Origin of the sequence: Halothermothrix orenii H 168, from assembly GCF_000020485.1 — a bacterium.
GTDB lineage: Bacteria > Bacillota > Halanaerobiia > Halanaerobiales > Halothermotrichaceae > Halothermothrix > Halothermothrix orenii.
On record NC_011899.1, the window covers coordinates 2,368,769 to 2,387,504 of the forward strand.

The window sequence follows — 18,736 nt, forward strand, 5'->3', positions numbered from 1 at the left end:
CTGTTTTTATGAATATACTTATGTATGCAGAGGGGAAATTAGTATTTCATCGTCTACTTATTCTAATCTTGATTCCATCCCAGTAAGGAACTATGGAAAAAATATCACGACGGGCAGCGAATTTAATATCCTCTTTATAACCGAGTTCTCTTAAATTCTGACCATTCTGGGAATGGTGAAACAAATTAATCGTTTCCTGATAACTGCTATTATCTTCAAATATTCTTGCTGCAGCAAACTCCAGATCGCCACCATTCCATCCTTCATTCATAAGTAAAGAAGAAAACCTGCCGGCTGCAAAAAAATCTTCCAGTGAAAACTTGCCTCTAGTACCTGCACAGACAAGGTAAACATCTTTCTCTTTCTTTTTAACCTCTTCGACGACAGCACAACTGTTAACAAGAGCCCCTATGTAAACCCTGTTATCTGAGCTAATATCCTCAAGGACCCTGGTGCCGTTTGTTGTTTTAATCAGCATAATTTTATCCATAACCATTCCTGGACTTATTTCAGAAGGAGAGTTACCGAGGTCAAACCCCGGTATTTTTTCTCCTCCTTTCTCTCCACAGAGCATATAATGGGCCGAAGGATTTTTTCGATAATACTCCTGTAATTTGCTGCTGGTGGCAAATGGTATGACCTTCCTGGCCCCGTTGGCCAGGGCAGTAACTATAGTTGTACTGGCCCTCAGGGTATCAATAACTACTACTATAACTCCCTTATCAGGGATATTTTTGAGTTCATCTGGCGTTAGAGTAATATATATATCAGGCACCGATCATCCTCTCCTCACCTTCTTTTCCTTCATCAGGTAAGGTACTCTTAAAGGTATCCCCTCGTAACCCCCTTCTCAACGCTTCCAGGGCTATAACTTCATCAACTCTAATATTTCCCAGGTTAACATTGGGACCAAACTGATTTATTAAAACCGCCTGTTGTTTTTTCAAAGGTGCCTCCCAGATAATTACATCCAGGTTATGGGGAACCGAAGAAACAATCCCTTCAAGCATTTTCATATCAATTGAACCATCATCACGGTAAATTGAAATACCTTTTCCGGATTCCCGGCCTTCAATAATAACTTTAGTGGCCCCGTTTTCTATATCCTCTTTGATCTGGGTCTTCATTTCTTCCAGGGTTAAAGGATTATTCCGGTCTTTTTTCCCTACTTCAGTCAGCACTTTAAATCCCAGGGAACTGGCTTTAATAATAGATTCCTGCCTCAGTTTTTCGCCAATATCGAAAGTGCCATTTGATATTTCAACAGTGGTAAAGCCAAGCTGTTTGGCTCTGAATAAAAACTCGTTAACCTTGCCCTGACTGGCAGCTACCTCAAAAAGGGTTCCCCCTGGAAAAACCTCTATACCATATAATCTTGCCAGCTTAATTTTTTCAATTAAAATATCATGGGGATACACAAAAGAAGTACCAAAACTAAATTTTAAAAAATCTATGTAGTCACCGGCAATTTCCAGTAAATCCTTAAGGGCCCTGATACCAAGCCCTTTATCAAGAACCATGGTAACTCCTTTATGACGAGGTTTTAATACCCGACCCTCAATCGGGCAATCCATCTCCAGTTCCCATCCATTATACCTTCTGTCATCCATATTTCCACCCCACTTTTTATATTATTCAACATTAGTATAATATGTTTTTGACTTATAAAGTGTGCAGGTAGAAATATGGAATGCTGAAAAAGGCCTGTTCTTAATGAGAACAGGCCTGAATTAACTTCAATTGTTAACAATTATATTTTTCAGTAAACTACCTGAAATTACCTCTTATTCCAGTCAGCCAGAAACTTCTCAATTCCCTCATCTGTTTTCGGATGCTGTACCATTTTCTTGAAAACGGCATAAGGAATAGTAGCTATATCGGCCCCGGCTTTAGCAGCCTCCAGCACATGGAGCGGGTGTCTGATACTGGCTGCAATTATTTCAGTTTCAATATTATGTATCTTAAATACCTGAGCAATATCCCTGACAAGCTCCATTCCGGTATGCCCAATATCATCCAGGCGTCCAATGAATGGACTGACATAGGTAGCACCAGCTCTGGCTGCCAGTAAAGCCTGATTGGCAGAGAAAACCAGAGTAACATTGGTTTTAATACCCTCACTGGATAAAATATTTACCGCCTTTAAGCCCTCCGGGGTCATCGGAATCTTAATAACAACATTATCAGAAATACTGGCCAGTTTCCGGGCCTCTTCCACCATGCCCTCAGCCTCTGTACTTATTACCTCGGCACTGATAGGGCCGGGAACCAGATCAGTAATCTGTTTGATTACATCTTCAAATTCTACCCCACCTTCTCTGGCAATAAGGCTGGGATTTGTAGTGACCCCTGATAATACACCCCATTCCTTAACTTCTGAAATTTCTTTTACATTAGCAGTATCAATAAACAGCTTCATAATTTCACCCCTTGTGTAGTATTTTAGTTTTTAAAAATTATTTTAAAACCTTATAGACTTAGTATAAGGTTTAAGCAGGCCATTTTAATTTATGGTATATACTGACTCTGCTGTCATAATTAGTGTGTTGAACCATTCCTTCTTTATTAATATAATTAACTATGGCCTGTATTATATTATAAAACCATTACCTAAATTATTATAGCTTAAATCCACTGGAAAAAACAACTCTTTTAACAAAATATTTTGGATTAAAATACTTTAAACATAATTTAATCCTGCCTCACGGGGGTTGGCAACCATAAATATTAAGCAGCCCCTGATTTCTTAATGGATTATATTAATCTAAATGATTTATATTATTCTTAATGGATTATATTAATCTAAATGATTTATATTATATTGAAAGGATGTTACTTAAATATGAAACCATCTTATCAACGTAAAAAGTTCATTACTATGCTCCTTCTTGTGTCTATTATAACTCCTTTCTTACTTATGTTAGTATCTCCGGTTATATACTGTGCTGCAACATCCAGTGAAGAAGGCCCCGGTACTTTTGACTGGTTAAAAGGTATTCTGTTATTAATTATTTCTTTTTTTATTAATAACTTTGTTGATAAAAATGAAGAAGATCAGGAAGCAAGACCCGGTGAATCGCCTCTGGATGAAGATATTATCTCAAATCGGGAAATACTGGGCTTTTATGTCAACTGGCTAACCCCATATGCTAATTCATATGATGCCATGGTTTCTAACCACAGGTATGTTGACATGGTAGCACCCTTCTGGTTTACAGCCAACCCTGATGGTACAATCAAGAGTAGATACGGGGGGCACCAGTATGAGGTAGATTCCTTTTCCAAAAGACAGGGTCTTGAATTACTACCTCTGATTAATAACAACCAGAAAAATAACATGATCCTGGTTGATTCAGATGTCAGGAGTAAGACGATAAAAAATATAGTTAAGCTGGTGGAAAAATATAATTATAATGGAGTAAATATTGACTTTGAATTTATTCCACCCTGGACCCGTAATGGTTATACCCAGTTTATTAAAGAGCTTTCCAGTGAGTTAAACAAGAAAAACAAAAAACTTACAATCTCCGTTTTTCCTAAAATAGATGTCCCGATGGAGTTACAGGGAGCCTATGATTATGCAGCCCTGGGAAAACTGGTTGACAGGGTAGTTATCATGACCTATGACCACCACTGGCCCTCCGGTGACCCCGGACCGATTGCCCCCATAAACTGGGTCGAAAAGAATATTAAATATGCACTGGAATATATACCAAATGAGAAACTTCTAATAGGAGTAGCTAACTACGGCTATGACTGGCCTGAGGGGGGACCCGGTAGGCCCATCAGTGCTAAAGAAGCAATGAACCTGGCCCGGGAAAAGGGCGTTAAAGTTCAATGGGATACACCTTCCCAGAGCCCCTATTTCTATTACCAGGATAACAGTGGCATTAAACACGAAGTCTGGTTTGAATCAAGTAGTAGCCTTGCCTTCAAACTGGAGCTGGTTAAGAAATATAATCTGAAAGGTATAGCCATCTGGCGGCTGGGAAATGGTACTGACCGGTTCTGGGAGATTATAGACAATAAATTAGGTCAGTGATACCAGACCTCTTTTAAGAGCAACTATAACAGCCTGGGTTCTGTCATTAACTGATAACTTCCTTAAAATATTGCTGACATGATTCTTAACAGTTTTTTCACTAATGAACAGTTCCTGGGCTATCTGTTTGTTGCTCATACCCTGGGCCAGAAGCTCCAGTACTTCCTGCTCTCTACTGCTTAATTCACAGACTTCATATTTTTCATTAACAACCTCACGCACTTCATTCTCTGTTGACCGGGGAAATACTTTATCCCCTTTTATAACCTTATCTATAGCTCTTTTTAATTCTTCAGGCTTGACATCCTTTTGAATATAACCCTCGGCCCCGGACCTTATTACCTCATAAACATATTCTTCTTCATCATGGATGGTCAGTATTAATACCTTTATCCCGGGGCTTATTTCCTTTATTTTCTTTATGGCTGTTATTCCCCCCATCCGGGGCATATTTAAATCCAGTAAAACCAGATCCGGAAAATGATCCCTGACTCCTTTCACGGTTTCCAGGCCATCTCCAGCCTCTCCCACTACTTTAATATCTTCATATAATTCGAGGAGTTTACAGATCCCCTCTCTTACCAGATCGTGGTCGTCAGCTACTAATACCTTTGTCGGCTTCATCTTTCCCACCTCTTTGTTTTATTGGTAATGTTATTTTTATTTTTGTCCCTTTGTTTTTTTCAGAAAAAAGATCAAGTTTACCTCCTAACAACTCACACCTCTCTCTCATACTTACCAGGCCAAATTTATTGGCCCCCACCTCTTCAGGTTTAAACCCGATACCATCATCACTGATTAAGATATTGATTTGTTCAGGAGTATATTCCAGGGTAACAGTCCCTGTACTGGCTTTAGAGTGTTTATAAATGTTATTAAGACCTTCCTGAATTAAGCGAAATATTGTAATTTCATATGTATTTGGCAGCCGCCTTTTTGGACCCAAAATATTAAAATCTATAATGATTTTAGTCTGTTCATTGAATTTATTTATATAACGCCTTAAAGTAGGAATTAAACCAAGGTCATCAAGAGACATGGGCCTCAGGTCGTAAATAATTTTTCTGACTTCCTGCATACTTAATCTTACCAGCTCTTTAACATCCTCAAGTTCATTCCTGGCCTTTTTTAAATCCTTGTCCATAAGTTTCTGAGCAAGTTCCACTCTAAAGACAAGATTGGCAATTGACTGGGCCGGTCCATCGTGAATTTCACGGGCGACCCTCTTCCGTTCATCTTCCTGGGCCTGAATTATTTTAATGGCCAGCTGTTGTTTTTGTCTTAAATCATCAAATTGCTCACTTAAATTGGATAATTCTCCAAGTAAATAATCATGAACAACCCCTACTCTGGAAACCATATTTTCTGCCTTTTCAATATTTCTTTTTAAATTAATTAACCTGTTTTCAAGTTCGGCCCTTCTCTTCTTTAACTGTTCTTCTTTTTCCCTTAATACCGCTATCTGGACAGAAGTATCCTCAGCCTGTTGATAGGCATATTTGATATCATATTCACTATGTTTTTCAAAATCCCGGCTAACTTCCATAAGCCTTATTCTCGCAATTCTGTTAACCTCCTGGAGCTTATCAACTTTAGCTACAACTTCATTTATTTCCTCATTAATCAAATCTAGTTCTCTCTTTATATTATCATATTCCCGGCGGATTGATTCGGCTATAGTAAATATCTCCTTCTTGCTCTCGGCTAAAACTTCTACTGTCTTTTCAAGAATCTTTTCCAGAGATCTGGACGGGTCAATATTCTGTCCCACCTGTGTCCCCCTCTATCCCCAATTCCCGGTTGTATAATTTATGACCTGACAAATCCACAAAACTCATTAATAACCCCACTTCTACAAAGTTAAATATTCTACAAATTTTAAATAAAACCTGCTAATGTCGTCCGTTTCTCTACATTTAGTTACATATTACTATTTCCTGAACAAAGGTTCTATACCGGAGGAATGTTTTGAATTTTTAATAAATTTAGACCCACTGGTATTTACACTTCCCTTGAAACTCTATATCTTAATATATCAAGGTTTTAAACTACCTACCGTTTGAAATGTAAAAGAAGTTATATCCTCCATTAAAATTATAAAATATAACAGGGTAAATTACAAACATTTTAAAGTATATAATATTTTTTTATATATTCCAAATATTACATAAAGCAAGCCCCTGTCAGGACTTGCTTTAATTTAACCTAAGTTATTTAATTTAGCATGTCATCCCGGGGATACAATTCAATTCTTATAGACTCCTGGATTAACCAAATTTGCTGGTCTTTTTCCTTTTAAAACAGCAATAACATCTTCTGCCACCATAACCGCCATTTTATCCCTGGTCTCAATGGTACCACTCCCGGTGTGAGGGGTTAACACAACATTATCAAGCTCCATAAGACCCGGATGTACTTCTGGTTCTTCTTCATAAACATCGAGGCCGGCCCCGGCTATTTTCCCCTCTTTTAAAGCCTCGACCAGGGCACTTTCATCTATTATTGGACCCCGTCCGGTATTTATAACTATAGCAGTATTTTTCATAAGTTCAAATTCCTGCAGGCCAACCAGATGGTATGTTGACTTATTCAAAGGAGCATTTATGGAGATATAATCTGCCCTCTTAAGCAATTCATCAACCTCAGCATACTGAACTCCCAGTTTTTCTTCCCGGTCCCGGGAAAGGCGGGTTCTTTTATTATAAAGAATCTCCATATTAAAACCCCGGGCCCGTCTGGCCACAGCCTGCCCGATCCGGCCAAAACCGATAATCCCCAGTGTTTTTCCATAAACATCACTTCCCAGCATTAACCTCGGTCCCCATCCTTTAAACTGTCCCTGCCTTACAAACTGGTCTGATTCTATTATCCGCCTGGCCACAGCCATTAATAAAGCCCAGGTCAAATCAGCAGTTGCTTCAGTTAAAACACCGGGAGTATTGGTCACAGCCACCCCCTGTCTGGTAGCGGCTTCAACATCAATATTGTTATATCCTACCGCATAGTTGGCAACCACTTTCAGATCAGGGTTGCTTTTAATTACTCCCCCGTCAATGGGGTCACTTAACATAGAGACCAACCCGTCGATTCCTTTTATGTTATTAATTAATTCCTCCCTTCCCAGACTCCTGCTATTCCTGTTAACAGTCACATGACATTCTTTTTCAAGTAGTTTAAGACCTTTTTCAGGGATCTCCCTGGTTACATAGACAGTCGGTTTATTTTTTTGTCCGGAAATTTTAGCTACCTCCTTTAGTTAAACTCTGTAACTTATTAATTAGTTTATCCAGTTGTTTAAAGCTTTCTACTATATTTTTAACTTTATTTGTCTGTTCTTCACTCCCGGCCAGTACTTCTTCAACAGAAGCAGATGTTTCCTCGATAATACTGGAAATAGAAGATATTTCTTCAACAATTGCCTGTGATTCCTTCTCCAGGCCCCTTACTGATTCTTCCAGGTATTGAGCCTGTTCTACTACATTTTTAGTATTATCATCAATCTCTTTAAATACTCTTTTTACTTCTTCAGTAGAGTTCTTGCTTGATAAAACAGCATCATGACCGATATTTATCTGCTCAGTTACCTGTCCTGTTTTGGCTTTAATATCCTGCAGTATAGAGGCAATTTTATCAGTAGAACGGTGAGAATCTTCAGCCAGTTCACGTATTTCGTCGGCCACCACAGCAAAACCCTGACCTGCTTCCCCGGCCCGGGCTGCCTCTATAGCTGCGTTTAAAGCCAGAAGATTAGTCTGTTTGGCTATATTATTAATGGTTTCTACAATATCACCTATTTGCTGGGCCTGTTCATTTAATCTATTAATAAGGTCAACACTCTCATTTATAATCTGATCAACATCCTGCATCTTGGTATCAAGAAGGTCTACCTGTTCATTCCCCTTTGAAGTAGCATTCACTGTTTTATTAGATAAATTAAGCATTTCATTTGAAGCACTGGCAAGGGCCCGGACATTATGGTTGCTGGACCGGGCTGATTCATTTATTTCATTTACACTATGGGCCTGATCTTCAATACCTTTTGCAATATCAGTAAAAGCTTTAGTAACTTCACTGGAAATACGGTCTGTTACCTTAATGTTTTCCTTCAAACTGGAGTTAAAGTTGCTCAACTCTTTAACAGTAGTCATTATTTCCTCTAAGAGAGATTCTTTTTCCTTTTCAGTCTTGATGACCTGCTGATGTTTTTCATCTATTCTTCTCTGAATTTTAATCCGGAGATGGGTCTGGGTCAATACCAGGACAGTTATTAAAACCAGATATAAATCAATAATTAAAAGATTGTTCCTGCCTATCCCTCCCAGAAGAGAATTAACAATAATCAAATTGCTTATCCCCATAATCAAAGTTGGCCAGTAGTTAGTATAAAGGGCAATCAACACCAGATTGGCAAATAAAATCAGGTAACTATAAAAACTATTAGAAGTGGAAATTAATAACCATGCTAGAACCGATAATCCGACAATAATGAAATACTGTATGTACTGGGTAAGGATATTTTTCCACATTAAAAATGTTAGTAATATATTTACAATCAGGCATGTTATGGTAAAACCAGTGATCATAATCACAGGAGCACTTCTATAAAGTAAAAACACGACTCCAATTACGGTTATTAACCACATGATTTTTAATAACAAAAGATTTTGTTGGTATAACTCGTTTTTCTTATCCATAGACCCACCCCTTTATATTGAGAAAATTGTTATTATTTTTTAAATATTATACCAAAAATAATCTTTTTTGTGAAGTATGTAGAATTCCTGCCATAACCAGATAAAAAATAAGGCCCGGGGGATTCCGGGCATTATTTACTATTATTATCTTTGCCGTTTATTGCCGTCAATAGTTATTATTACTTGTTCAAAATCAAGTTTTTTCCCACTATCCTGAACTGCTTTCTGAACTGCCTGAATCAATCCATTACAACAGGGTACTTCCATAACAGCAACAGTAACGCTGTTAATATCATTTTCCTTTATAATGGAAGTCAGCTTCTCTACATAGTATCCGGTATTATCCAGCTTGGGACAACCTATCACAGCTGTCCGGTTTTTCAATAGGTCAAGGTGAAAATTCGGATAGGCAAAGGGTACACAGTCAGCTGTTACCAGCAAATCAGCATTATTAAAATATGGTGCCTTATCTGGAACCAGCATTAACTGGACTGGCCAGTTTTTTAACTGGGATTTAATCTTAAGTTCAATGTCATTTGAAGTGATACTTGAGTTATTATTATCACTTTGACTTAAATCCCTCATACTGGCCCCAGGACAACCTCCTTTTACCTTCATATTACTCGATTCAAGATTATTTAAACGTTCCTGTACAGCTTCTTTATCGTACTCTCTGGCCTCTCTTTCAATAATCTTTATCGCACCCTGAGGACACTCTCCAATACAATCCCCAAGACCATCACAATATTTATCATCAACCAGTTTGGCTTTACCATTAACTAACTGAATGGCGCCTTCATGACAGGCAGGAATACATAAACCACAGCCGTTACATTTTTCCTCATCAATGTGAACAATTTTCCTTGTAACCATTAAAACCACCTCCGCTTAATTTTCCTGATTCCTTTTTCCTATTTAGTTGACTACTATAAACCCTGCATAACAATTATAAACTAAAAATAAACACTGGTCTGTGATTTATATCAATAAAAAAACTGCTGTCCTTGACAGCAGTTTGAAATCAGTTAATTTTTATTATTATAATCTTGTTTTATCATAATCCCGTGGACTTTCTTCTCCCAGTAAAACCCTGGTGACACCGGCAGCCAGATGTTTCATTTCTTCAGCCCCGGGATAAACCATAACCGGTGCGATAAAGCTGACCCGTTCTTTAATCCCTTGAACAACATACTCTGAATAAGCCAGGCCACCGGTAAGGTAAACCGCCGCAACCTTTCCCCTGAATACAGTTGCCATTTTTCCGATTTCCTTTGCAATCTGATAGATCATGCCATCATAGGCCAGTTTTGCCTCCCGGTCCCCTGACTTAATCCTTTTCTCAATTTCTCTTCCATCATTAGTCCCGGTATAGGCTGACAGTCCTCCCTGACCCAGTAATTTCTTTTTTAATTCATGATAGGGTGGTTTATTCTTATATATATAGTTTACAAGCTCCAGTGAAGGCAGGCTGCCAACCCTTTCCGGTGAATAGGGACCTTCCTGGTTGGCATTATTTACATCAATGATCCGTCCGCCCTTGATAGCAGCAACAGAAATACCACCACCCAGGTGAACCCCTATCAGGTTTATGGTATTTAAATCCTTTCCTAAATCTTCAGCGACCCTCCGGGCTATAGCTTTAAGGTTAAGGGCATGGGATTGACATCTTCTTTTTAGTTCCGGCATTCCCGAAAATCTCGATTCATCTATAAACTCGTCTACAGCTACAGGATCTACGGTATAGGCCGGAACATTATATTCCTGACCAAGCCGATAGGCAATAATACCGGCCAGATTGGAAGCATGTTCTCCATTCTTACCTTCATATAAATGATCAACCATTAAAGAATCTACTATATAGGTTCCCCCCGGTATAGGGTCAAGCAACCCACCCCGGGCAGCAATAGCCCCGAAATCATTAATTAAAAACCCGGCCTCTTTCAATTCTTTTTGAATTAATTCCTGTCTCCATTCCAGCTGGTCAATAATTTTTTTAAACCGGGATAACTCGTCCGGTTTATGGTCAATGGTAGTAGCCCATAATTCCTCTATTTTATCAAAAACTGCTATCTTTGTTGAAGTTGAACCGGGATTTATAACGAGAATTTTGGTATTCATTATGAGAACCCCTTTCAAAAAAGTATGAATTGTCTCCTTTTTTTAATAATTATCTATCGACTCTTTAATTTCCTCCCTCTTTTTACTGGAATTTTGTCCCTTAATCCACCCGGTTAACAAATTCAGTAAATATTTTTAAACTGACACTATCATTAACCATCTGTTCCGGATGCCATTGAACCCCGAAAACAAATCCATCTCCTGATTTTTCAATAGCCTCTATAACCCCATCTTCTGCCAGAGCAGTGGCTTTATAACCTGGAGCGACCTCCTTAATCGCCTGATGATGAACACTGTTAACACGAAAATTAGTCATTTTGGAAATTGAGTATAGCCAGGACTCTTTTTTTACATGTACGGTATGAAACGGGTATTTTCCCGGAGAAGACTGATTATGTTTCAGGGGATTAGGGTATTCTTTTTCCAGGTCCTGATAAAGGGTACCCCCTTCAACTATATTGATCAACTGGCAGCCACGGCAGATTCCCAGTAGAGGTAAACCTGTATTTAAAGCAAGGCCTGTAATTAATATTTCAAATTCGTCCCGCTGTGGATCAACCTCTCCCAGGCCAGGACGGGGTTCTTCATAGAAATAACGGGGATCCGGGTCACCACCGCCGGTCAACAAAAGCCCGTCTATTAGCTCTATATATTTCTTTAAGATATCTTTATTTGTCAATACCGGCAGGACCAGTGGTACCCCCCCGGCCCTGACAATAGCCTTAACATATGTTTTAGGTATGCGGCATTCGGTTCCATTTTTCTGCTGGCCTGATGTGATTCCAATAACCGCCATAAATTTCACCTGCTCCTTAATTTTTTTAATTGCTGCTTAAGCTTTTTTAAAAAACTTTTTAATTACTTCAATAACCGGGATAAAAACCTGATATTTTCCCTTAATTATTTTTTATTATAGTAGCCAGGGCTTCTTCAGGGCTTAAGTTGTCTTCCCAGAACTGTACCCAGAGTGGAATAATGTTTTTATACCAGTAATCCCTTTCCTCAGGGGTTAAAGTTATGACAGGTTTATACCTGTCTATAGAAATATCCCCTGATTGCTCTACTTCCTTTTTCATTCTGAAGGCCGGGATAAGGCCTAAATCACTGGCCATTATGTAAGCCTTTTTCTGAGCAATGATTCTCGCCACCTCTACTGCTGCTTTAGTATGATCATCCCCCCGATAAGGTTCCTGTCTAAATATGGTCAGAGTATAAACCCTGACCAGGTTATCAAGCTTAACTTCCACAATGGAATCACTTAATCTATTGGACAATACTTCTTTTAGCCAGGGATTAACCGGGCCCAGCAGGACAGTTTTACCTTGAAAAAAACTCTTCAACATTGTGATATCAACCTGACCTGCTTTCCCGTATATCTTTGCCTGCCTTAAATTATGGGCCAGTTTAAAAACAGCTCTCAGGGCCTCCAGGGTTTTATTGTCGAGGGTCTTTCCGTTATATTCAATATCACTAATACCATAGAGTGATAATAATTGTAATAAAAGGGTGGGATCATAATAGTTTAATATTAAGCTATCATCTTTCAAATCATCAAACCTATTAATTGTCAGGACCGGTTCTGCCAGACCGGGTAAGTTGTTTCTGGCCAGCCAGACCTGTCTCTCAATCAGGAAGGGAAAACCCCATAGCCTGCCTTCCTCCATAAAAGGGGGTAGAAGTTCATAATCCTCCCGGGTCAGATATAAATGGGCCGGCACCTGTAACTTTTTTGTTATATATGGCTGGTTACTAAAATTAAAATAAATATCGGGGGGATCACCTGCTTTGAGTGCCCTATCGAGGGTAGCCCGCCCCTTCCTGAAATCAAGTCTGCCAATTTTTAGTTGTATATTGGGGTATTTCCTCTCCACCTCTTTAGCTACCTCTTTAAAAAACTCTTTTTCATCCTTACCTTCCTTTGTGATTACCCGTTTATAGGGATAATACCAGATCCTGACCTTATACACTCTATCAGGCCTGATTTCTGCTTTAGGGTTTATCGCAAATTCTCTCTTAATATATATCCGATAAAGATACCTTAAATCATATATTTTATGAACAGCACTTACTGCAGCTGCCAGTACAACTAAAACAAGGAACCAGATGGCAAAACGTTTCATACCAACACCCCCTCAATCATCAGGAAGATTCAAGATATAGAGGACACTCCAGTCAGCTATACCATCTACCTTCAACCCAAACTGGGACTCGAGTTCTTTAACTGCTTCCACGGTAGTCGGGCCATATCGGGCATCCATATAACCAGGATTAAAACCATACTCCCGTAAGTTATCCTGGAGCTGCATTACCGATAAGCCGGTCATACCCGGTTTTAAGATCCTGTTAACTGTAATAGGAATTCTTCTACCGATAATTTTAACCCTGGTCTTAACCGGTACTATGTCATATAATTCTTCAACATCCCGGTTAAACATCCTGATGCAGCCATGGCTGGCTGCCCGGCCGATGGAACCTGGTTTATTGGTACCATGAATTCCGTATATCCCCCAGGGGACATTAAGACCGAGCCACCTGGTCCCGAAACCACCACCCCAGTCTTTACTTTTACCAATTATAGCCCATTCTCCAACCGGTGATCTCGTTGTTGGCTTCCCTATTGCTACCGGGTATCTTTTATATGGTTTACCGTCCTTGTAAAGGGTTAAAGTCCTTTGATAAGTATTGATTATTATGTAATACTTTTCACCTTCCGGTATTTCAATTTCAGCCAGTACACTGAAACTACCAGTTATTAAAAATAAAGATAACCAGATCAGAAAAACTCCTGAACATATACGAAGGTTAGTTATTATCCCAACAGATCTTTTCCCCCTTATGATACCTTTTCCTGTCTTTAGGATATTTTTATTTTTATCCAGGGCAAAATATTCTTTAAATCTTTTGAAGCAAAAGAAACAGGACATGGTTTAACCATGCCCTGTCCTCTTATACTATCCTAGATACATTATTATATTTATATTTAATTAATATATTTGTATTGTATTACTATATTTGTATTATGTCATTATCTTGTATTACGTAATTATATTTATCTTCCCTTATACTGACTTCAGGTATTACGGATGTTAACGAAAAATCCTGACGAGAATATTAATAATTAAGCTAATGATGATCATGGTAGTCAGGGGGAAATAAAACGTGAAATTCCCCTTTTCAACCTTTATATCCCCGGGAAGGTTTCCAAACCAGGCAAAATTGCCTCCAAGAAAATATATTATGGCTCCCAGGACAGCAATAAACAGACCAAAGAAAATTAAAATCCTTCCCAGTTCATTAAAACCATCCATCAATATCACCTCAACCTTATTATACCACAATCTGCCAGCAATAAGTATAATTCAGGTCTACCCCTGTTATTATTTTTTAAAATTATCTTTTAAATATTATTCTTTTACCCAGCAATCTAACCACAATAAAATCATACTACATTACCACTATATAATGACCGTACCCCTTAACCGTTCCTACAATGATAAGTTAAAGGCATTAATGGCATTTGCAGTAGTTATCCGGGTAATTTCCTCCATAGACTTATCCTTAAGTTCAGCAATCTTTTCGGCAACAAATCTGACATAAGAAGGTTCATTTCTCTTTCCACGGTAGGGGTGAGGGGTAAGATAGGGGCTATCAGTTTCAATCAGAATCCTGTCAAGTGGAATCTCTCTGACTACCTCCCTGGTCTTATCAGCATTTTTAAAGGTAATTACCCCTCCAAAAGCCAGGTACATATTTAAACTCAAACATTCCCTGGCCATTTCTAAATGACCGGCAAAACAGTGCATTACTCCCCCGAGTTCACCAACCTCCATCTCCTTCAGAATTTCCAGGGTATCCTCATCAGCCTCCCGGCTGTGGATAACAACCGGTAATTTAAGTTTGTGGGCCAGCTCAAGTTGCCTTTTAAAGGCCTCCTTCTGAACATCACGGGGGGAATTATCATAATAATAATCCAGACCTATTTCTCCAATAGCTACCACTTTATCTGCCTTAGCCAGATCCTTTAAAACCTTGAGGGCCCGGCCATCAACCTGATCAGCATCATGGGGATGAATCCCTACAGTTGCAAAAATATGATCATACTCCTGACTCAATCTCAGGGAACGGTGACTCGAGGCCAGGTCAGCCCCGACGTTTATAATATACTTCACACCATCTTCCTCCGCCCGTTTGATAACCTTAACCCGGTCTTTCTTAAAACGGGGAAAATCAAGATGGGCATGGGTATCTATTAACTGCATTGGCTTCACCTCTGTTTACTTATAATAACTGTCAGTTTTATCAAAATTTATTATACCACCGTTTTTACAAAACATAAAGTATCTGGTCAGTTATATACAATATTTTCAGTTTTATTTTTGCTAACATTAAAAATATATTAACATCAATAACAGACCAATTATAAAAATTACAATAAATGCAGCATAACTTTATTATTTATTAGATTTCCTTAACAACTTTTACCCTCCCCATTGCTATAGACAAAACCAACATTATAATTCCACAAGTGATAGGTAAAATCCAGGGAGATATTAAGTCAACAAGTACACCAGCAACTATAACACCTATTGGCGATAAAGCCTCAGATAGGGACCCTAAACTCCCCTCAACCCTACCACGTTTATCATCTGGTACAAGCCGTTGTAATGTCACTTCAAGGGGGACATTAATAAATATGGCAGATACTGATATAATAAAGTATAAACCCATTAAAATAAACAAATACTGCAGGTTGTTCAGTTCAAAAATCATCTCTGAAGTAATTATACCAACTGAAATAACAGCAATTGAAAAAACCATAGTAAAAAACATAAACCTTTTAAATTTCTTTCCCTTTTGCGGCAAAATAGCCAGCAAAAGAGAGCCAACTAATATTCCCATCGGAAACATTGAATTTAAATAACCATATTGTTGGGAGGTAAATCCCCAGATTTCCCTTACAATATAGGGAACTGGTACCAGTAAACCCATCATGACCAACATATTTAATATTACAAAAAATGAACTGAGGACAATAAGCCATTTCTGACTAGCTATATATCTTATGCCTTCCTTTAAATCAACAAAAAAGGATACCTTTTCTTTCTCCATATTACTTTCTTCAAGAACTCTTCCACGACTATTCAATTTGAAATCTATAAATAATTCTGATATCCCTGAGATTATAAAAGATATTCCATTAATAACTAAAAATGTTTTAATATCCATAATTGCATAAACAATACCGCCAATAAAAGGTCCGGCAATTGACGATATAGATTCTATAGTTTGACTCAATGAATTGATCCTTGTAAGATTTTCATCATCCACAATGTTTGGCAGGGATGCAGTTAAGGGGGTGTTAAAAAAGATACTACACGTAGAAAGCAAAAATGTAGTTGAATAAATATAGACTAACCTGAGTTCATCAATTATACTTAGGGAAAATAATCCAATTACCACTAATCCACTAATAATATCCATTGCTACTACCATTTTCTTTCTATCAACCCTGTCAGCTATTACCCCCGAAATGGGACCAAAAATAACCCTGGGTAAGGTAGAAAGTGCCAGGGTAAGAGAAAAACTAAGACCCGAACCAGTTATTGATAAAACATAGAGGCTGATTGCAAAAGAATAAATTTGACTACCCAGTACAGAAACGAATTTCCCCATTAATAAAAACATAATATTCTTTTTTACTGATTTTTTCATTTCTTTTTCGGGTAGTGTTTTTTCCAAACCTTTTTGTGTATTCAAATTTATCTCTCCCTCTCTAAATTAAAGTTATAAATAATCTTTTACTTTATAAAATTCTCCTGTTTCAGGAGTAATTGTTAATTTATGCAATTGAATATTGAAAATACCGTGTGCTAGCAATTTATATATAAATTGCATTGTTTCACGTAAATCATCTATCGTTTCTTCATAAAACCCATATATAAAGGAAATCGTTGGAATAATATCTTTAGCAATTTAATTATTTTTAAAGCTTGATTTAAATTATAATGAACCTTGCCAATGCATGTTGGTTTCCAGGATAGGGTATTAAAATACCTAGAGAAGCTTTAATTGAATAGCCTTTAATACTGCCTCGGTTCCACAGTTTACATCTAACTTCTGGCATATAATTTTCTTATGATATTTTGTAGTATTAATGTTTATTTCCAACTCAAGGGCAATTGCTTTTTCTGTTAAACCATTTGAGATCAATTTCAATACATCTATTTGTTTTTCCGATAATTTAATTTTTTTTACTTTAGTATATAGCTTTTTATTATTTTCCATTTCATTTCTTATCTGGTAAGCTAATAATTTTGCTATTGCCATTAATTCACCTATTAATGGTTCACTAATTGTTGACACGTCCAAATATCCTATGATTTCATCCGCTTTTTTCTAATGGAAGCGCAAAACAATACCATGTTTTCAATATTTCACAATAATGTTGTTCAGGTCTTACAATGACAGGTTTTTTAAGTTTAATTAGCAGGTCTATGGCATTTGTTCTGACACTGTGTTCCCTGAATAACATACCGTTTTTTAATTATAGGTATAGCTTTTTGTATCTTGTCCACTGATATGTGATAGCATTATTCCATCAGGGTCAGTTAATATAAAAATACACTCACTTGAAATATATGAGTAAACTTTTTTAACTACTTTATTAAATACTGATATTAACTTTTTTTGTTTGAGTATATTATCTAGTTGAATACTATTTACAATTATTAGTGGTTGATTAATGTCTTGAGGAAGTATGTTTTTACAATTACTATTTGATTTTTTAATTTGTTGGTTAGTATTTATTTGATACAAACTAACCATAACTATTACACCCCAACAGGCTTTTATATATATTTCTTTCTTCACCTTATATTTCCTTCATTTTTTTAAATTTTATGTAATTTATGTATATTAATCTAGAAATAATGGAGCACCCATTAGGTAAAGTAAACCCTTTATAATTTTTTGCTGCGACAATTTCTTATGTGAAAACTTCATAATCCTAATTATTAATTACTAACCTTGTGTATAACTCTCCGGGCATTAAAAAAGAACAATTATATCGATAGATACAATTGTCTTTAAATATTTACATTATTTTTATTTGTTAACTAGAATATGTTAATAACTCAGTTCCTCGCCAACCAGTATTACCTTTATCCTGTTTTTTGTCCTTGATTTCCTTGTTACAAGCACCTGACAACAGATACAAGCATCTGACAGGCAGTCATGACATTCACCGGTAGCAGCACAGGGTGTATTTTGACTGAGCCTTAGCGCATTAACCGGTGAAGCATAGTTCCTTATCCTTTTCATAGCACTCTCTTCATCTGTTGTAACCTTATTCATACCTGCAACTACAATAACATTCTTAGGTCCATATATTAAAGCTGCAATCCTGTTACCATTCCCGTCAATGTTAACAAGCTTACCGCCGAGGGTGATGGCATTTGAGCTCATAAGATAAAAATCACTGTTTAGTGCCTTATGGTATATCTCTTCCTTTTCTTTATTATTATTTGCCTCTGCCCTGTCATAAACAACATAGTCACCATTTTTTATTTTCTCGTGTAGTCCCAGTTCCTTTAACGTCATTGAACCTCCCCATGACACACTGGCTCCCTCATCAATCAGCTCAAATACCTTATCTACCGCCTGTTCTCCGGTCGGACAGTAATAACCTTCAATACCACGTTTGGCAAACCTTTCAATCAATTTTTCTGCAGTAATCTGATAATACTTTTCTTTTGGCAACATTATATAACCCTCCCTTATTAACTATTAGATTATTAATAAAATTTTTTCCACACAAACCTTTCTGTTTTTAACCTTTTACTTTCATTATTTCTGACCATAACCTGTCCGGATAAATTCCTGC

19 protein-coding genes are annotated in these 18,736 nt (G+C 37.4%); 1 reads left to right on the top strand and 18 read right to left on the bottom strand.

Annotated features, from left to right (window positions below; translation table 11 throughout):
* Positions 1-46: 46 nt before the first annotated feature.
* The 3 genes from HORE_RS11285 to fsa all read right to left on the bottom strand — a co-directional run bounded on the left by HORE_RS11285 (position 47) and on the right by fsa (position 2,419).
* The gene (locus HORE_RS11285) at positions 47-775 is read right to left on the bottom strand and encodes a 2-phosphosulfolactate phosphatase (protein WP_015923893.1); all 729 of its coding nucleotides are present in this window, start codon (positions 773-775) and stop codon (positions 47-49) included.
* Positions 768-1,610, bottom strand: a complete 843-nt coding sequence (gene comA, locus HORE_RS11290) for a phosphosulfolactate synthase (protein WP_015923894.1) — start codon at positions 1,608-1,610, stop codon at positions 768-770. The genes HORE_RS11285 and comA overlap by 8 nt, the downstream gene beginning before the upstream one ends.
* A 167-nt stretch (positions 1,611-1,777) precedes the next feature.
* A complete protein-coding gene (gene fsa, locus HORE_RS11295) occupies positions 1,778-2,419 on the bottom strand; it encodes a fructose-6-phosphate aldolase (RefSeq protein WP_015923895.1) in 642 nt (213 codons plus the stop codon).
* A gap of 423 nt (positions 2,420-2,842) precedes the next feature.
* Between fsa and HORE_RS11300 the strand changes: the two genes are divergently transcribed.
* Positions 2,843-4,042 (top strand): glycosyl hydrolase family 18 protein, encoded by a 1,200-nt coding sequence (locus HORE_RS11300; protein ID WP_050748625.1) that lies wholly within the window; start codon positions 2,843-2,845, stop codon positions 4,040-4,042.
* Here the strand turns inward: HORE_RS11300 and HORE_RS11305 are convergent.
* The 15 genes from HORE_RS11305 to HORE_RS11375 all read right to left on the bottom strand — a co-directional run bounded on the left by HORE_RS11305 (position 4,031) and on the right by HORE_RS11375 (position 18,615).
* The gene (locus tag HORE_RS11305; RefSeq protein ID WP_015923897.1) at positions 4,031-4,666 is read right to left on the bottom strand and encodes a response regulator; all 636 of its coding nucleotides are present in this window, start codon (positions 4,664-4,666) and stop codon (positions 4,031-4,033) included. The genes HORE_RS11300 and HORE_RS11305 overlap by 12 nt on opposite strands.
* On the bottom strand, positions 4,638-5,813 hold the full coding sequence (locus tag HORE_RS11310; protein WP_015923898.1) for a sensor histidine kinase: 1,176 nt from the start codon (positions 5,811-5,813) through the stop codon (positions 4,638-4,640). The genes HORE_RS11305 and HORE_RS11310 overlap by 29 nt, the downstream gene beginning before the upstream one ends.
* Positions 5,814-6,287: 474 nt before the next feature.
* Positions 6,288-7,280 carry a 2-hydroxyacid dehydrogenase gene (locus HORE_RS11315; RefSeq protein WP_041606129.1) on the bottom strand — a complete coding sequence of 331 codons (993 nt, stop codon included), beginning with the start codon at positions 7,278-7,280 and terminating at the stop codon, positions 6,288-6,290.
* Position 7,281: 1 nt separating this feature from the next.
* A complete protein-coding gene (locus tag HORE_RS11320) occupies positions 7,282-8,736 on the bottom strand; it encodes a methyl-accepting chemotaxis protein (protein WP_015923900.1) in 1,455 nt (484 codons plus the stop codon).
* Between the two features lie 144 nt (positions 8,737-8,880).
* Entirely contained in the window at positions 8,881-9,609 is a 729-nt protein-coding gene (locus HORE_RS11325) for an ATP-binding protein (protein ID WP_015923901.1), read from the bottom strand.
* A 165-nt stretch (positions 9,610-9,774) separates the two neighbouring features.
* Positions 9,775-10,854: a butyrate kinase gene (buk, locus tag HORE_RS11330; protein ID WP_015923902.1), complete on the bottom strand. Its 1,080-nt coding sequence runs from the start codon at positions 10,852-10,854 to the stop codon at positions 9,775-9,777.
* A 100-nt stretch (positions 10,855-10,954) separates the two neighbouring features.
* Positions 10,955-11,650: a gamma-glutamyl-gamma-aminobutyrate hydrolase family protein gene (locus tag HORE_RS11335; protein WP_015923903.1), complete on the bottom strand. Its 696-nt coding sequence runs from the start codon at positions 11,648-11,650 to the stop codon at positions 10,955-10,957.
* Between the two features lie 100 nt (positions 11,651-11,750).
* Complete coding sequence (locus HORE_RS11340; RefSeq protein WP_015923904.1) at positions 11,751-12,974, bottom strand: hypothetical protein; 1,224 nt, start codon at positions 12,972-12,974, stop codon at positions 11,751-11,753.
* A gap of 12 nt (positions 12,975-12,986) precedes the next feature.
* Positions 12,987-13,778, bottom strand: coding sequence for a L,D-transpeptidase family protein (locus tag HORE_RS11345; protein ID WP_015923905.1), 792 nt, complete (start codon positions 13,776-13,778; stop codon positions 12,987-12,989).
* 162 nt (positions 13,779-13,940) lie between these two features.
* Positions 13,941-14,192 (bottom strand): DUF2905 domain-containing protein, encoded by a 252-nt coding sequence (locus HORE_RS11350; RefSeq protein WP_015923906.1) that lies wholly within the window; start codon positions 14,190-14,192, stop codon positions 13,941-13,943.
* A gap of 147 nt (positions 14,193-14,339) precedes the next feature.
* Positions 14,340-15,113 (bottom strand): TatD family hydrolase, encoded by a 774-nt coding sequence (locus HORE_RS11355; RefSeq protein WP_015923907.1) that lies wholly within the window; start codon positions 15,111-15,113, stop codon positions 14,340-14,342.
* Positions 15,114-15,312: 199 nt separating this feature from the next.
* Positions 15,313-16,611 carry an MFS transporter gene (locus HORE_RS11360; RefSeq protein WP_015923908.1) on the bottom strand — a complete coding sequence of 433 codons (1,299 nt, stop codon included), beginning with the start codon at positions 16,609-16,611 and terminating at the stop codon, positions 15,313-15,315.
* Positions 16,612-16,908: 297 nt separating this feature from the next.
* Entirely contained in the window at positions 16,909-17,217 is a 309-nt protein-coding gene (locus HORE_RS12580; protein WP_083763069.1) for a helix-turn-helix transcriptional regulator, read from the bottom strand.
* A 177-nt stretch (positions 17,218-17,394) separates the two neighbouring features.
* A complete protein-coding gene (locus HORE_RS11370) occupies positions 17,395-17,724 on the bottom strand; it encodes a hypothetical protein (RefSeq protein WP_041606131.1) in 330 nt (109 codons plus the stop codon).
* A 255-nt stretch (positions 17,725-17,979) separates the two neighbouring features.
* The gene (locus HORE_RS11375; protein WP_015923909.1) at positions 17,980-18,615 is read right to left on the bottom strand and encodes a lactate utilization protein; all 636 of its coding nucleotides are present in this window, start codon (positions 18,613-18,615) and stop codon (positions 17,980-17,982) included.
* Positions 18,616-18,736: the final 121 nt, after the last annotated feature.